Genomic DNA, 16,620 nt, shown 5'->3' on the forward strand with positions numbered 1-16,620 from the left:
TATAAACAATTATCGATGGGCGATTATAACGGCTGTAAACACACATGCAATGGGCAAGCGTATTTTCGATGCCTTGCGAGCTATATTTTGTGCTTACGGGGTATAAACAATAAGTGAAATATCCCACCAGCTGCTGCAAAGCTTACTTATTCTTATCTTTAAATTGTTGGAAATGCTGTCAAACTTATGCAAACAGAAATAGTAAATAACAGATTATTGATTAACAGAGCAGTGCCTGCAAATGCCTAACGAACACATACCTACTGAAAAAAACGCTATTGGGAATACAGTAACGGCTGATCCTACCAACGCCTCTCACATTGGCGAGCCAAAGAACGGATATAAGGCTGGACAAGGCAATCCACCAGTTGCACTCATTACTGGTGCAGCGAAACGCATTGGTGCCACTATGGCGAGAACCCTTCACAGTGCAGGCTACCGGGTGATTGTACATTATGGCCATTCAGCTGAACACGCCAACGCATTGGTAAATGCATTAAATGCAATAAGGCCTAACAGTGCAGCATGTTTGCAAGCAGATTTGTGCAAGTTAGACGATATTACTCGTTTAGCACAGCAAGCCACTGCGCCGAATGTCTTTGATGTGGACACTGAGCAACCAGCCCGTGAAGATTGCAGTGATAATAGTGCAACCGGTATTAACGTATTAATCAACAATGCGTCTAGCTTTTACCCTACCCCGTTAGGCAATATTTCTGCCAGTGATTGGCAGGCACTGGTTGGCAGCAACGTTCAAGGCCCACTGTTTTTATCTCAAGCTTTATGGCCTGCGCTAAAAGCAAATAATGGCTGCATTATCAACATGGTTGATATGCATATAGACCGCCCACTGCCCCACCATACGGTGTACGGCCTGGCTAAAACGGCGTTGGCGTCTATTACACGTTCACTGGCGGTTGAAATGGCACCAGAGGTGCGGGTGAATGGTATCGCACCTGGCGCCATACTGTGGCCTGAAAGAGAATTAGAGCTCGACCAAAAACAGCGATTGCTAGATAGCATTCCATTAGGCGGATTAGGCTCGCCTGAAGATATTGCAAACACCGCAACATTTTTAATTTCAGCTAATTATATTACGGGGCAAATCATTTATGTGGATGGTGGCCGAAGCTTGCATACTAATGCATCGGCATAAGCGCATGCGACTAGCTGGCGTAGTATTAGCCTTGGGGTTATTGCAAGGGTGCTTTGGTGCGCCTAGCATTAATGACACCATGGATGAATACACCACCCGTTTATCGAGGGTATTAGAAAGCCCGTTAGCCGAAGCTGCTTTGCCAGATGCTTCTTTACCAAATAGCGCCCCGGCAGATGAAACCTTAGAAAGTGAAGCCCATTCCACGCTGCAATTAAACGCTACGCTTGCTCTGCCTTCTCAAACCTATCCATCGCTCACGGCGCTAGGCAACAAGGTTACTGCGCTGAATATAAACATTAGAGAGTTTTACGCCATACAAGATTGCGAACTTGGCCGGATAGTGGCTGAAAGAAACACAGCTTTGGGTAAAACCCAATTGCCTTCACAGCGCTTGCAGTATGAACATCAATTATTGAACGCATTGGCAAAGTGCGAAACCACACTGAAAGAGGCACAAAACCCCACTGCAGCAACAGTAGCAGAATGGCGTAAACAAAAACGCAGTCAGTATATGAACGTTTGGGCAAACGTGGTGCAAACCAGTTCTGAAATGAAACTTGGGTTAAGCATGGCTTCATCGCCACTACAGGCCAATGGCAATAAAGATGCCAAGGCGTCGGTCAGTGCGCTTAATTTTATTAATGGTTTAGCTAAAACTGCTCAGTCACAAGGTGTTGTTGAAGATGAACTTGAACAACAATTACAAATAATTGCGTCTTCTCGGCTTCCTGCAAAGCTATGGCAAACCCAAGCTATATTGAATAACCGTTTAGCGTTACTGAACCAAGTCTTAGCGCCTGCGCTAAATGACGTTAAGTGCGAAAATGGAACAAACAGCGACAAAGCCACTATATTACGAAATGTGTTTTACTTGTACTTTATAGAGGAAATTCAGCCCATTGCGAGTACGCTTAATAGTTACCACTACCAGCTACAGTCTTTATGGGAACAATGGGGGGAAAGTACTGCGTTGAGCGTCCCATTTAAAGCGCACATACGCACCCACGCTGTTGATAACTTCACGCAATACAGCGCCACAATGAAAGCCCATGTTACGTTATGGCAAAACTTTCTAGGTCGCTGCAATTTATCGCCAACCGCGCCCTAGTTAACGTAAGGCGGCTAAACGTTTCATCACTCAGCTTAGAGTGTTCAACCCTATATGCTGCAAGCTAAAGAATATTCTCACCACTTTCAGGGTCGCGGGCTTTCTTCGCTTGCTCTCTAATATCTTCTGCTTCACTGCTAACGTCTTCGTTGTCATTTTCGTGTTCAAGCGCTGAATTAGCACTGCTGCGAGCTGTATCTGCCTGAGCTTTATTTGCCTGAGCTGCAGATGCCGACGCTTTACTTTCTTCCGACTCACCCGCTATTTCTACCGCTGATTTTTTGTTAGTCGCTAACGGGAAGTTATTACTTTCGGAGATGGGTTTATTAAGCGATGTGAAACCGCTGGCATCATCAGCTGTATCTTCTTTACTCACCGATTGATTAGACACTATGGCTAACCCATTGGGGAATACACGTTCGCGAGCATCGTCAGGCATGCTAATGTTTTCCTCAGTAAATCGGCCTACAATTTGGCGCATAAGTAACGACGACATTTTAAGCACGCTGGTATCTTCAACATTCACCCAAAAATACACTTTTAAATTGTAGGTCGATGCCCCTAAATTATCGATTAGCACTTGGGGTTCAGGATCGGTAAGTACCTTCGCATGGCTAGAAATTATCTGTACCGCTAAATGCTGTGCGTTACGAATGTCTGCATCATAACCTACTCCCAGCACGAAGTGGCCGCGCATTAATGGGTTAGCCGTCAGGTTTTTTATCACACCTTTGTAAATGGTCGCGTTGGGAATTTGAATGTGATTTCCGTCAAAATCCACCATGGTAGTAGCACGAGACGTTACCTTTTGAATAATGCCGGTAAACTCGTTTATTTCAACAATATCGCCTATTCGAAACGGCCTTTGAATGGTAAGTAACAAACTAGAAATAAAGTTTTCGGCAATATCACGAAAGGCAAAACCAAGAATTAACCCTACTACGCCAGTTCCGCTTATTACCGCTACCGCGAAGCCGGTTAAGCCTGCCATAAATAGGAATAAATACACCCCAAGCAAAATAATAACCAAGCTAATAGAGCGTTGCGCTACCGACTTAATTAAGGGGGTTAACGAAGAAAAAGAAAAAGGCTTAAGTAGCAATCGGGATAATGGCCCTGCAGCAAAAATAAACAGCGCCATAATGAGCAGGCCAACACCAAGGCCAGGTAAGCGATACAAAAAGCCGTGCCATAAATCTAATAAAACCGACTGCGCTTCTGAAAGGTTTTCTACTCCAGAGGAAGGCGCAACGGCATCTGCGGCCAATAAAGCTGTGGGAAATATGTTTGTTAGAATGAAATTTGTTAAGTCGAGCTTTGTTAGGTAGAAACCTACTAGGTTAAAAAAAGCCGTTAAAGAATTGATGTTGCCCACCTTCGCTCCTTGAAATGAGGTTACTTGCCACGGGTGCAGCCTAACAATATGACCATCACCACGCTAGTTTCTACGTAGTACCATATCTGTAGTACGCACATGCTCATGTACTGGTTTAAGTTCTGGCTTAAGCTGTAACAAAGTCTTGGATATAGCCCCTGTTATGGCCCTACTTAGCCCTTGCTTTCCCTTTGTGTTAAGGGCCAGCCACTACTAAGTATGAACCTAAACCGATGGTGAAAAGAAAACTTCCCCAAATAGCATGTTCAATTACCACAATGGGCGTTGAGTTTGTTTGCATGTAGCGATAGCCAAATATAGCACCACCACACCACGATATAATGACAGCCACCCAATTACCGTAAATTAAATGCGCCAAACCAAACACGAAGGTACTTAACACCCAGCGCGCATTACGCGAAGGTAAAATAAGTTTGTAACGATGAAAAAAGAAGGTTCTAAAAATGATTTCTTGTGGAATAACCGACACCACTGGATACACCAATAACGTAACTACCCACATCCATGGCTCGTTAATGGGCCAATGCAAAAATAGTTCAGGTTTAATGAGATAAACGCATAGCGCAAGCAAACTTGCCCAAGGTAAAAATAGCTTAAGTGTACTTTTTAAATGAGGCCCGTAATCTTCCCAATGCCATAAACGAATTCGTTGGAATTGTTTATCGGCTAGCAGCACGCTTAAACAAAACAAACACACTATGCCCAAAATAGGCATAAGCCAATCGGAAACGTGGTTTATCCAGTAAAGTACGGCAATGGGCAGTGCAACGAACAAAATGAGCAACTCAGACCACAGCTTTACCACGAAGACCCCTACTTGATTGCAAATTGATGACATAATTATGAATTATAAAAGATAATGAAATTATAGTGCCAATTGGCGTAGAAGTCTTATCTTGCAGCGTTATACATTAGGCGTAAATTAGTAAGTCACCAATATACGGCGGGTTTTTGAAGCTTTCTGTCTTGAATTAGGGTGTGATAATAGAACGTGATAATGTGTGAAGAAGGCACGGCGGTTGATTTTTCACTTAATTACACCCCGAAGAATGTTTTTTGTGTGTATAAATAACAGGCTCATGGGTATATTTGGTGAAATTTTTTCCTTCACGATATTGTTGTTATTTGCTAAAAAGCATCAATATAGGTACACACCTAAAAGCACGCGGCAAGCACACTGAGCAGTTAAAGATAATTCACTATGGCCCAAAATTCGAACGATGTTATTAAGCAAATAGAGAAGCACTATGCGTCTTTATCACCTTCAGGCCAAACTATTGCTCAGTATTTACAGCGCAACCCTATTGCCGTTGTAACCCAATCCACTTCTCATATTGCTGAACAAACCAACACCTCGAAAGCCACGGTAAGCCGTTTTTTTCGCCAGCTTGGTTTTGAGTCGCATCAGGAAGCAAAAAATACGTTGCTTACCTTACGCGAACAGGGCGTGCCGGTAAGCCCGAGCACGACTGCGGTTCTGCAGCACGAGCAAGAACTCAATAATATTTCGCACACTTTCGATAATATTGATATTGCTACGCTTACTGCCATTGCTGAAAAGCTGGCGAACGCGCAACAAATTACCCTTATCGGCTTTAGAAACGCCTATCCATTAGCGCTGCATTTTCGCCAGCAGCTTAAGCAAATTCGCACCTCAGTCAGGCTTTTGCCTCAACCTGGTCAAACCTTGGGGGAAGATTTAGTCGATTTAGGTAAAGACGATGTGGTGGTGTTATTTGGGTTTCGTAGGCGCACTCGGCAGTTCAAGCATGTATTAAATACCGTTTCTCACTGCCAAACTATTTTAATCACCGATCCAACCGGGCAAGTATATCGGGATAACGTAAAGCATCTGCTGGTGTGCCATTTGGGCAACCATCTAAGTTCACAGGTAGATAACTACGCCCCCTTCGACAGTTACGCCGCCCCAATGAGCTTGGTTTCTACCTTATGTAACTTTACGTATTCCGCACTGGGTGATAGTGCATCTGAACGGGTTAAAGCCATTACTAACCTGTATGGCGACCTTGATGAATTAGAGCCTTCCGAGCGAAAGTAACATTAACGACTTTTATTAGATTAATTTTTAGGCAAGAATAGAAGATCGAATAAGTAAACTGGTACGTATTAAGAATCGTGTTGCCACACGTGCTACAAGAGATAACTGCGCTGTTCTCCCGTAAAAAGGCAACCTAGCATTCGTAGTTGGAGTAGAAATGGACAAATCTCACCTTGTTATAGAAGAGTCTAGCAGAGTTTTAGCATTTTGGTTTAATGAACTAACTCCTTCACAATGGTTCAGTAAAGACTCTGCACTAGATCGTACTATTGCATCGCAATTTTTAACCTTGCATCGCGCCGCATCTCGGGGCGAGTTATGGCCTTGGCGAGCCACCCCTACAGGCCGGTTGGCGGAAATTTTGTTGCTTGATCAGTTCTCACGAAATATATACAGAGACACGCCTCACGCTTACTCGCAAGACCCTGTGGCTTTAGTATTAGCCCAAGAGGCTGTTAGCGTTGAGGCTGACAAAACCCTTACCCCTCAGCAATGCATATTTCTTTATATGCCATTTATGCATAGCGAATCTTTGGCTATCCACGATATTGCGCTTCAACTTTTTGCGGTTCCTGGTTTAGAAAAACAATATGAATATGAGTTGAAACACGTGAATATTATTAAGCAATTTGGTCGATATCCGCACAGAAACTTGGTATTGGGCAGAACCAGCACGAAAGAAGAAGAACAGTTTCTTTTGGAACCTGGCAGTCGGTTTTAATGCGAACACAGCTTCGCCGTTGTATTGGTTATTAACCCACCTCACAAATCGCCTGTAATTGCCTTATTGAAAACAACTCATAAACTAGGCCACAAAAACAAAGCATATTACACACCAGCAACAAACGTTTCACTTGACAATAAAGAGAAACGATTGTTTCATGGAGGTATCTTTTTCACTATTGCGAATGTACCGTGTCTTCTCCTTTTGTTTCTATTCCTGCTGATTTTAAAATACATGCTAAAAGCGCTTCAGCATCTGCACCAGATTCTGCGACAGTCAATGCGTCACCAACAGCTTGCGAATTAAAGGGCTATTCCTTAAAGGGCTATGCATTAGCGGTAAAAGATTTATTTCACATTGAAGGGCTACCCACCGCAGCCGGGAACCCTGATTGGTTAGCGACGCACCCTGTACCTACGGCCACCAATAGTACCGTTGAAGCATTATGTAGTGCAGGCGTCACGTTTAAAGGTAAGACGATTACCGATGAGTTGGCTTATAGCCTACATGGACAAAATAAACATTATCCACAACTGGTTAACCCCATTGCACCTGCTCACATTCCAGGGGGGTCATCTTCAGGTTCGGCAGTGGCGGTGTCGGCGCATTTAGCTGATATTGGGTTGGGTACAGACACAGGTGGCTCTATTCGTGTTCCTGCTAGTTATCAAGGATTATGGGGCTTACGTACTTCGCACAACGCGATACCGTGTGACAACATGGTGGCACTGGCACCGTCTTTCGACACCATAGGTTGGATGACGCGGGATATCGACACCTTAGAAAAAGTGAGCCACGTTTGTTTAGCCAATGCTGGGCAGGAAGAACTGTCTACCATCGCAGACGACACTAACAACATCACAATACGAATTGGTGCTGTTCAGCATTTGCTTCAAAGTGCGAAACACGGCGCTTTGGTCACAAAATGGCTTGAAACGCTTAACGAAAAAGCGGGTGTGACGGTTTGCACTATCACCGAAGACGAATTGGATTTATCGGCACTGAATACTGCCGCGACGTTTCGCGTTTTACAAGGTGCTGAAATTTGGCAGCAACATGGCCAGTGGATAACTGACACTCACCCTGATATTGCCCACGATATTATGCTTCGATTAGATTGGTGTGAAACGATTTCCGAACAAGAGATTGAACATGCCAAGAAGCAGCAAGTGGCGTTTCAAGAATACATAAACGGCTTATTTGAAACCGTAGACGTATTGTTGATACCCACTACTCCCGGTATTGCACCTCGGTGCGATGCTGATGAAGAAACATTAGCGAACGATAGGAATGCCCTGCTTGCGCTTACCTCAATTGCAGGTTTAGCAGAGCTTCCACAAATTCATATGCCGCTATTTACCCTACAAAACGCCCCATGTGGTTTATCACTGGTGGGCAAAAAAGGCAGCGATCTTGCACTCATTAAGCTAGCGAAAGCACTGACAGCAAATTGATTGGTCATACTAGGCTTTCTGAGAAAACAAGGTTGCATTGGCCAAATAACAAATGGATAAAAAAAGACAATGAGTGAAAAACATAACGTAGGCTTTACAGCCCCTCACTTTGCGGCGTCGCAAGTGGGTTTGAATATTTTAGAAAAAGGCGGCACCGCGATTGAAGCTATGGTGGCGGCGGCGGCGTCTATTGCCGTGGAATACCCCCATATGAATGGCATGGGTGGCGACGGATTTTGGTTAATTAGCGAACCTGGCAAAGCCCCTGTTGGCATTGATGCGTCGGGCGTTGCCGCACTAGGTGCCACCCCTGAATTTTATAAAGACGACAGCGCTATTCCTAGCCGAGGCGGAAAATCAGCCCTGACTATGGCCGGTGCTGTTGCGGGTTGGAATGAAGCGTTAAAAATAAGCCACCAGTGGCAAGATGGTCTGCCGCTTAATACCTTGTTTGATACGGCAATTAGCCAGGCTAATTGGGGTATTGAGGTAACGCAAAGCTTGGTAGATGCCAGCAATAAAACCTTTGACGATTTGGCGAGTGACCCAAACTTCGATCAGTTTTTAATTAAGGGCAAAGCACTTAAAAAAGGCAAAATCCTTAAACTGACAGCGTTATCTAAAACACTCAGCCACTTAGCCAAAGCCGGGCTTGATGACTTCTATCATGGCGAACTCGCTAGCAAACTAGCAGCCGATTTAGAAGCCGCTGGCTCACCTATTCGTATTGAAGATTTCAATCAATACAAAGCGCTAATTGTAGAACCGCTTTCAGTCACTACCAGCAAAGGCACTTTGTATAACTTACCTGCACCTACCCAAGGTGTAGCGTCATTAATTATTTTAGCGCTGTACGACAAGGTTCAGCATTTAGGCACTACAGATGCTGACATGGTTCACTTATTGATTGAATGCACCAAACAAGCGTTTATTGCACGAAATGCGAACGTGACCGACCCATCACGTACGCCTGTAGATTTATCTAGCCTATTAACCGATGCCTCGCTAGATGAAATGGTTAAACACATTTCGGTAGAAAAAGCGCAGCCATGGCCTCATGTGGCGAAGCCAGGCGATACCATTTGGATGGGCGCGTGTGACAGCGAAGGCCGAATGGTAAGTTACATTCAATCGCTTTATTGGGAGTTTGGTTCAGGCATTGTTAGCCCACAAACCGGCATTGTATGGAATAACCGAGGGACTTCATTCTCGTTAGACTCTGCTAGCAACCAATACTTAAAGCCTGGGTTGAAACCGTTTCATACGCTTAACCCTGCCTTCGCCGATTTATCCGATGGGCGACGCATGAGTTACGGCACCATGGGCGGTGAAGGTCAGCCACAAACACAAGCTGCTTTATTTGCCCGCCATATTTATCACAACCAACCTATTGATAAAGCCATTGCGCTTGGCCGCTGGTTACTAGGCCGTACTTGGGGTGATGAAAGTAACAACTTAAAAGCCGAGCGTGACTTAGCCGAGTATGTAGGCGAAAGCCTTATTGCCCGTGGTCACGACATGGTGACTGTTGACCCTTGTAACGAACTGATGGGTCACGCGGGAGCGGTCATTCGCACGCCAACGGGGTCTGTCAGTGCAGCAAGCGATCCACGCAGCGATGGTAAAGCCTTTACTGATAGGGTTTAACTGCGCAGCTTAATCGTTAGATTCTACATCTATCGATAATAGTTAACCCTATACGGGTTTAATAAACTACCCAAGCCGTTTTATCGGTGTGTTGCTTTTGGCTTATTTTTAAAGGACGTCCACCCCTTTTTAGATAAGCCAGAGCAATCCACCATAATTTAATTGTGGCCAAGCGTTTTTTTACTTACACAAATTTGTATACAAAAAGCTTGCCCACAAGCACAAGATTTAATTCATAACGAGACTCTTTATTTATGCAGTTTTTACTCGATAACATGACGGTAATTTTATCGTTAATTGGTACAGGCGTGTTCGCCGGATTACTGGCTGGCCTGTTAGGTGTCGGCGGCGGTATTGTTATAGTGCCAGTCCTGTTTTTTCTATTTCAAGCGTTAGGCGTATCGGCAGAAAGTGCGATGGTAATAGCAACCGCAACATCGCTGGCCACAATTGTTCCAACGTCTATTAGCTCTATTCGCGCCCACCACAGCAAAGGTAACGTAGATTTTGCGCTATTAAAGGCATGGGCTGTGTTCATCTTAATTGGCGTTCTAGCAGGAAGTTACTTAGTCACCGTACTAGACGCTAACTTCTTAACATTGATGTTTGGTGTTATTGCCACCTTGTCTGCCATCAACATGCTAATTGGCAAAAAAGATGCCTTGTTTAACAGCCTACCTGGGCGTGTTGGGCAATCTATTATGGCGGCGTGTATTGGCTTTTTCAGTTCCATGGTTGGGATTGGTGGCGGCACACTTACCGTACCTACCCTTACCTTTTGTAACTACCCTGCGCACAGAGCAGTAGGTACAGCTGCCGCTGTTGGCCTAATTATATCGCTGCCAGCTGCTATTACCCTTTTATTTGTAGGCACTACACCTGTTGATGCGCCGTTTGCTACCTACGGTTACGTTAACCTACTTGGTTTCGCATGCATTGTACCGCTAACGGTAATTTTTGCGCCAATTGGTGCAGGCATTGCCAATAAGTTAGACGCAGGCCTACTTAAGAAGATTTTCGCTGTTGTTCTCATCATTACTGGCCTGCGCATGCTTGCGCAGGTGTTTATCTAGGAGCCTAGTATGACTGGTTTTGCACCTTTAACCCCTCCACCGCGCCTTTTAATGGGCCCAGGCCCTATTAACTGTTATCCCCGTGTTTTGTCTGCCATGTCTACACAATTGGTGGGGCAATACGACCCAGTAATGACGGGCTACATGAATGAAACCATGGCGCTATACCGCACGTTATTTAACACTGAAAACCAACAAACCATGCTGATTGACGGCACGTCGCGCGCTGGTATTGAAGCGGTTTTAGTGTCGACTATTGAGCCTGGAGACAAAGTATTAGTACCTATTTTCGGTCGTTTTGGGCATTTATTGGCTGAAATTGCAGAGCGCGCCGACGCGGAAGTACACACTATTGAAGTGCCATGGGGTGAAGTATTTAAGCCCGAGCAAATAGAAGCGGCCATCAAGAAAGTTCAGCCAAAGCTGTTAGCGATTGTACAAGGCGACACTTCTACCACTATGTTTCAGCCTCTTGATGACATTGGTGCCATTTGTGAAGCCAACGACGTGTTGTTCTATTGCGATGCAACCGCATCGGTAGGTGGTAACCCGTTAGAAGTAGACAAATGGAAGCTAGATGCAGTTTCAGTAGGTTTGCAGAAATGTTTAGGCGGCCCTTCAGGCAGTGCGCCCATTACCATGAGCAAAAAATTCGTTGATGTGGTGCGAACTCGCCATCACGTTGAAGCCGGTATTCGAGATGCACACCATGAAAGTGCCCGTGGCCCGAAAATTCGTTCTAATTATTTCGACCTTGGCATGATCATGGATTATTGGGGTGATGAGCGTTTAAACCACCATACCGAAGCCGCTACCATGCTTTATTGTGCCCGTGAATGCGCTATTTTGCACCTTGAAGAAGGCCAGCAAAATGTTATTGCACGTCACAAAGTAGCAGGCGATGCCATGCTAGCAGGCGTGCAAGCGTTGGGGCTAACACCATTTGGCGACCTAGCTAACAAAATGAGTAATGTAGTAGGTGTGGTTATTCCTGATGGCGTACACGGCGAGCAAGTACGTGAAGACCTGCTACTGCGTTTCAACATTGAAATTGGCACCAGCTTTGGCCCTCTCAAAGGTAAAATTTGGCGTATAGGCACCATGGGTTATAACGCCCGCCAAGATGCGGTATTGCATACCCTTCAGTCGCTAGAAACCGTATTACGTAAGCAAGGTATGTCGCTACCGGCTGGCGCTGGCGTAGACGCCGCACTTGCTGTGTATTCGGGAGCCATGAATGTCTGAGTTTTCTGATGCGGCCGCGTTAGTCATGGCGCGCTGTGAAGCACTAGGTTCGTTAAGCCAAAACCCTACCTGTTTAGACAGACGCTATTTAACCGAACAGCACAAGCTCGCCAACCAATTAACCTCTGGTTGGATGATAGAAGCTGGCATGACAACTTGGCAAGACAGTGTGGGTAATATTTGGGGCCGCTATACATCGGCCGTTCCAAATGCACCTCGATTGATTATTGGCAGTCACTTAGACACCGTTCCAAATGGCGGTAAATATGATGGCATGCTAGGTGTGGTAGCCCCTGTTACGCTAATGGCCATGTTCAGCGGCGTAGGCCAACAGTTTCCTTTTCATATCGATATCGTTGGTTTTTGTGACGAAGAAGGCACGCGTTTTGGCACCACACTTTTAGGTAGCCGTGCATTAACGGGCAAATGGCAAAACGAATGGCGCAGGCTAAAAGATGAAGATGGCATTTCGCTTGAAGATGCGATGAAAAACTTCGGACTGGATTTTGATGCCATTAACAGCGCTACCATTGCACGGACCGACTTACTGGGTTACTTAGAATTGCATATTGAGCAAGGCCCAGTATTAGAGCAAGAGAATTTACCGGTCGGTGTGGTTAACGCTATTGCCGGTGCGAAGCGCTTTTCTTTAACCGTTACCGGTATGGCAGGACACGCGGGTACTGTGCCTATGTCGATGCGCCATGATGCTTTGTGCACCAGCGCAGAAATGATTTTAGCAGTAGAGTCTATTAGCCAGCAGCGTCCAGGCGTTGTGGCTACCGTGGGTAAAATTGAAAATGCGCCCAATGGAGTGAACGTAATTTCAGGGCGCTGTCAGTTCTCATTAGACATTCGCAGTGAAGAAGACCCGTTAAGAGACGCCGCATTGGCAGAGATTTTGCAAAAAATCAATGACATTGCCATATTGCGTAATGTGGAATTAAAAGTTGAGCAAACGCACAGTGCGCCAGCGGTTCACTGTGATAGCGCCCTACAAAATACATTGCTTAAGGGTGTAACTGAAGCTGGGATAGTACCCAAAGTACTGGCCTCGGGTGCAGGACATGATGCAATGGCAATGGCTGAGATATGCCCTGTTGCTATGTTATTCACACGCTGTAAGGGTGGTATTAGTCACCATCCGGCTGAGTCAATCACCACAGATGATGTTGCCGCTAGCTTGGCGGTATTGCACCACAGTCTTCGCACGTTAAAGTACTAAGGCATAGTTCCTGCCTACGCAAGGTTCACGTTTAAGCATTATTCGTTAAATGATAAGAAACAGGTATGAGTAAGATGAAGATAGCAAGGATATATAACGACGATGAAGGCAAGAGCCACTTTGGTGAAATCGATATTCCACTGAAGGATGGCGGACCTATTGGTCTGTTGTCAGAAAAGTTTGGGGCCGATAAGATTATCTTTAGAGAAACCCCTGCTGACTATGACTTTAAATGGCACCCCGCGCCAGCACGCCAGCTTCTTTTTATATTAAAAGGTCGCGCAGAATTCACTGTTTCTAGCGGTGAGCGCCATGTGTTTGGTTCTGGCGATGTTATTCTACTCGAAGACACCGAAGGCGAAGGCCATTGCTCAAAAGCCATGTATAACGAAGTGCGTCATTCTATCTTTGTAACGCTAGACGAAGGCGTTGAATTTTAATTAGTTTCAAAGCCTTGCTGTTAATTTGAGCGCGTCATATTGGCGCGCTTTTCGTTTAAAGGCACTACATTGGTGCAGCGTATACTTAATGTCATTTTCTCCCTTCGCTTATTTTACCTTAAATTACCCGTTAATCATTGAGTTAACCTTCTTTTTAACCATAGACTAACTGGTCAGCTTCTTGCAAACCTCACGCATTATGATTTTAACACTGCTGTAGTACTCATGCGTTTGCGACTTACCTTGTTATCTTTTCCACTTGTTGTCTTTATCTGCCTTACCAGCGTTGCTATCAAAAGCGCTGCCACACCAAGTTCAGTAGCCAGTTCTTCTACTTCCTCATTTTTTTCAATGCCCTTATGGTTTGAAAGTTTTAAACAAACGGCCACGCCACGCCAGATGTATCAATTTTTACAAGCCATGCCAAAAGGAGGCGATTTACATCACCACTTGTCAGGTTCAGGGTTTAGTGAATGGTGGTACGAACTGGCAGCAGATCCTACTAAAAATGGGGGATATACCTATTACACACTGGTGAGCAACACCCTATGCCATTCAGGCAAACAAAGTGCATTACGCTTTCATACCATCAGCAAAACGACATGGGCTAGGTTACCGCCGTGTATTCAGAAAAATTACACTGAATTAGGATTGCTTGATGACAATTTAAAACGCGAGTTTATGGATAGTATTCGCTTACATACTCCGTCAGAAGGGCGAGAAGAATTCTTTTCTACCCATTGGCAACGGTTAAACGAGCTCACGGCTAATCCCACGTTAGTATCAAAAATATTGCTACGTAATATGCAAGCTTACCAAAAGGAAAATCTGCAATATTTGGAAACCCAAGTGAATGTTCGCTATACAAAGAAACCGGATGGTAGCCCTTATACGCCCGACGAAGCACTCGGTATTTATACCGACATGCTTGCCAGCGACGAGGCACAAGCCACGCAAGTTACTGTTCGTTTTCAATATGCTCTGGTGCGTTTTTTACCCGACGCCGAAGCGCAACTAGAATGGATTTATGACTTTGTGGATAGCCACAGAGACTTGTACGTGGGTATTAATTTAGTAGGCAGAGAAGATGACATGAATGGGCAACCGAAACGGTTTGCATCAACACTTCGTAAGCTTCGTGCCAAATACCCTAAAGTTTCATTGGCCTTTCACGCTGGTGAGTCAGAAACCGCAGACACAAACGTACGAGACACCTTATTGCTTGGAGCAGAGCGCATTGGGCATGGTTTAAATACCATTTTCGACCCAGATACTCTATTGCTAATGAGAAACGGCCAGTACCTTATAGAAATTAACCTTATTTCGAACTTACTGCTTGAATACATTCCCAGCTACGATGCCCACCCCTTTCCAGAATATTTGCGAACAGGTATTCCTACCGCGCTATCTACCGATGATAGAGGTATGTTCGATTCCACCTTGACCGACGAGTTTTATGTTGCGGTTACCGAATTCAACTTAAGTTGGGAAGAAGTACTCACATTAGGCACCAACAGTTTGCAGTACAGTTTTTTACAACCCGATGTAAAAGCGCAGCAGCTTGCTTTATATCACCAACGTGTTGCTGGGTTTGAACGCTTAGTTGCAGTAGATAACGTCAACACTCCTACCCCAAAATTTCGCGCATTCATCTGTACGTTTGAAAGCGAATTGTGCAGCAACGATAAGGATTAATCATGCAAGAGAAACCTCAAGATTTACTTTATAGCCTGCACGACAAACCCAATGCGGCAGCTTGCTTAACGGCTGCGGTTCAGCACATGCTGGCGAGCTTTATTGGTGTCATAACGCCTACATTAATTATCTCTGCAACTCTGGGACTTACAGAGCACACGGCCTACCTTATTTGCATGGCGCTTTTTGTCAGTGGTGTTGGCACCTTTATTCAAACGAAAAAATTTGGCCCAGTGGGCAGTGGATTAGTGGCTATTCAGGGCACTAGCTTTGCCTTTATCAGTGCATTGCTATTGGCCGGCATGAAAGTAAAAAATGAAGGTGGCAGTAGCGAAGAAATTTTATCTCTACTTTTTGGTTTAACCCTAGCGGGGGCGGTCGTTGAGGTAGTTTTCAGTTTATTTGTTACTCAACTTAAACGCATTATCACACCACTAACGACGGGTATTGTTATTACCGCCATTGGCTTATCGCTTATCAATGTTGGAATGACCGACTTAGCAGGTGGGTTTAATGCTGAATCATTTGCGAGTTTAGATAATTTAGGATTAGGGGTAAGCGTTTTACTAATTATTGTATTTTTAAACGCGTCGAATAATCACTGGGTACGACTATCGGCCATTTTTGTGGGGATGACATTGGGTACCGCCTATGTGTGGATCACCAAAGGCTTAGACTTTTCTCACTTAAATGCCCTACCTGCTATTGCGGTTCCCCAGCCCTTTGCGTTTGGTATTAGCTTCGATATCACCTTGTTTTTACCCATTGCCCTCATTTATTTATTTACTGCGATTGAAACCGCAGGCGATTTAACCGCGAATAGCCTATTTTGCAAAGAACCCGTGACTGGCCCACTTTATTTATCGCGCATTAAAGGTGGCATTCTAGGTGATGGACTTAACTCTATGATTGCGGGTGCCTTTAATACATTTCCCAATACCACCTTTGGGCAGAACAACGGGGTTATTCAGCTAACTGGTATTGCGAGTAGAAAAGTGGGTTTCTTCGTGGCGGGCATGTTTGTGTTTGTTGGTCTTTTTCCTGCTGTGGGGGGGGTGCTACAAGCTATACCTAAGCCGGTGTTGGGCGGGGCAACACTGGTTATGTTTGCCATGGTGGCCGTAGGTGGTTTGAAGTTACTTGCTAGCTACGCGTTAGATAGAAGAAGTAGCTTGATCACCGCGTGTGCATTAGGGATGAGTATTGGTGTAATGATGGTGCCCAGCGCATTATCGCAATTGCCTACATGGCTGGAAAACGTTTTACTTTCACCCGTAACCTCTGCGGGCCTGACTGCCATCATTTTAGAACTTTCTTTGCCACGTGCACCGCAAAAATCAGCAGAAGTCACCTCAGATACTCAAAGTGAAGTATAAAGAGCAAATTTGGTGCAAC

General features: G+C 45.0%; 14 protein-coding genes. 12 read left to right on the plus strand and 2 right to left on the minus strand.

What is annotated here, in order from left to right:
* Positions 1-409 precede the first annotated feature (409 nt).
* Together FLAVO9R_RS10360 and FLAVO9R_RS10365 are read left to right on the plus strand one after the other, a co-directional pair.
* Positions 410-1,156 carry an SDR family oxidoreductase gene (locus tag FLAVO9R_RS10360; protein ID WP_232370727.1) on the plus strand — a complete coding sequence of 249 codons (747 nt, stop codon included), beginning with the start codon at positions 410-412 and terminating at the stop codon, positions 1,154-1,156.
* Positions 1,143-2,267 (plus strand): DUF3080 family protein, encoded by a 1,125-nt coding sequence (locus FLAVO9R_RS10365; protein ID WP_159531036.1) that lies wholly within the window; start codon positions 1,143-1,145, stop codon positions 2,265-2,267. The genes FLAVO9R_RS10360 and FLAVO9R_RS10365 overlap by 14 nt, the downstream gene beginning before the upstream one ends.
* Before the next feature lie 64 nt (positions 2,268-2,331).
* On the opposite strand, the gene FLAVO9R_RS10370 is transcribed toward FLAVO9R_RS10365, so the two are convergent.
* Both FLAVO9R_RS10370 and FLAVO9R_RS10375 read right to left on the minus strand, forming a co-directional pair.
* The gene (locus tag FLAVO9R_RS10370; RefSeq protein WP_442858576.1) at positions 2,332-3,534 is read right to left on the minus strand and encodes a mechanosensitive ion channel family protein; all 1,203 of its coding nucleotides are present in this window, start codon (positions 3,532-3,534) and stop codon (positions 2,332-2,334) included.
* A 304-nt stretch (positions 3,535-3,838) separates the two neighbouring features.
* Entirely contained in the window at positions 3,839-4,468 is a 630-nt protein-coding gene (locus FLAVO9R_RS10375) for a CPBP family intramembrane glutamic endopeptidase (RefSeq protein ID WP_159531040.1), read from the minus strand.
* Between the two features lie 396 nt (positions 4,469-4,864).
* Here FLAVO9R_RS10375 and FLAVO9R_RS10380 point away from each other — a divergent pair, with 396 nt between their 5' ends.
* The 10 genes from FLAVO9R_RS10380 (at position 4,865) to FLAVO9R_RS10425 (ending at position 16,601) form a co-directional block, all read left to right on the plus strand.
* Entirely contained in the window at positions 4,865-5,722 is an 858-nt protein-coding gene (locus tag FLAVO9R_RS10380; protein ID WP_159531042.1) for a MurR/RpiR family transcriptional regulator, read from the plus strand.
* 157 nt (positions 5,723-5,879) lie between these two features.
* Positions 5,880-6,443: a DUF924 family protein gene (locus FLAVO9R_RS10385; RefSeq protein WP_159531044.1), complete on the plus strand. Its 564-nt coding sequence runs from the start codon at positions 5,880-5,882 to the stop codon at positions 6,441-6,443.
* Positions 6,444-6,637: 194 nt separating this feature from the next.
* Positions 6,638-7,900, plus strand: a complete 1,263-nt coding sequence (locus FLAVO9R_RS10390) for an amidase (RefSeq protein ID WP_159531046.1) — start codon at positions 6,638-6,640, stop codon at positions 7,898-7,900.
* Between the two features lie 69 nt (positions 7,901-7,969).
* Positions 7,970-9,547: a gamma-glutamyltransferase family protein gene (locus FLAVO9R_RS10395; RefSeq protein WP_159531048.1), complete on the plus strand. Its 1,578-nt coding sequence runs from the start codon at positions 7,970-7,972 to the stop codon at positions 9,545-9,547.
* Positions 9,548-9,801: 254 nt separating this feature from the next.
* On the plus strand, positions 9,802-10,620 hold the full coding sequence (locus tag FLAVO9R_RS10400; protein WP_159531050.1) for a sulfite exporter TauE/SafE family protein: 819 nt from the start codon (positions 9,802-9,804) through the stop codon (positions 10,618-10,620).
* 9 nt (positions 10,621-10,629) lie between these two features.
* On the plus strand, positions 10,630-11,865 hold the full coding sequence (locus FLAVO9R_RS10405) for a pyridoxal-phosphate-dependent aminotransferase family protein (protein WP_159531052.1): 1,236 nt from the start codon (positions 10,630-10,632) through the stop codon (positions 11,863-11,865).
* Entirely contained in the window at positions 11,858-13,090 is a 1,233-nt protein-coding gene (locus FLAVO9R_RS10410) for an allantoate amidohydrolase (protein WP_159531054.1), read from the plus strand. Before FLAVO9R_RS10405 ends, FLAVO9R_RS10410 begins: the two co-directional genes overlap by 8 nt.
* Before the next feature lie 74 nt (positions 13,091-13,164).
* The gene (locus FLAVO9R_RS10415) at positions 13,165-13,530 is read left to right on the plus strand and encodes a hypothetical protein (protein WP_159534555.1); all 366 of its coding nucleotides are present in this window, start codon (positions 13,165-13,167) and stop codon (positions 13,528-13,530) included.
* A gap of 225 nt (positions 13,531-13,755) precedes the next feature.
* On the plus strand, positions 13,756-15,225 hold the full coding sequence (locus FLAVO9R_RS10420) for an adenosine deaminase family protein (RefSeq protein ID WP_159531056.1): 1,470 nt from the start codon (positions 13,756-13,758) through the stop codon (positions 15,223-15,225).
* A 2-nt stretch (positions 15,226-15,227) separates the two neighbouring features.
* Positions 15,228-16,601 (plus strand): uracil-xanthine permease family protein, encoded by a 1,374-nt coding sequence (locus FLAVO9R_RS10425; RefSeq protein ID WP_159531058.1) that lies wholly within the window; start codon positions 15,228-15,230, stop codon positions 16,599-16,601.
* Positions 16,602-16,620 lie beyond the last annotated feature (19 nt).

This window comes from Alteromonas sp. 38 (genome assembly GCF_902506055.1).
Classification (GTDB): Bacteria; Pseudomonadota; Gammaproteobacteria; order Enterobacterales; family Alteromonadaceae; genus Alteromonas; species Alteromonas lipotrueae.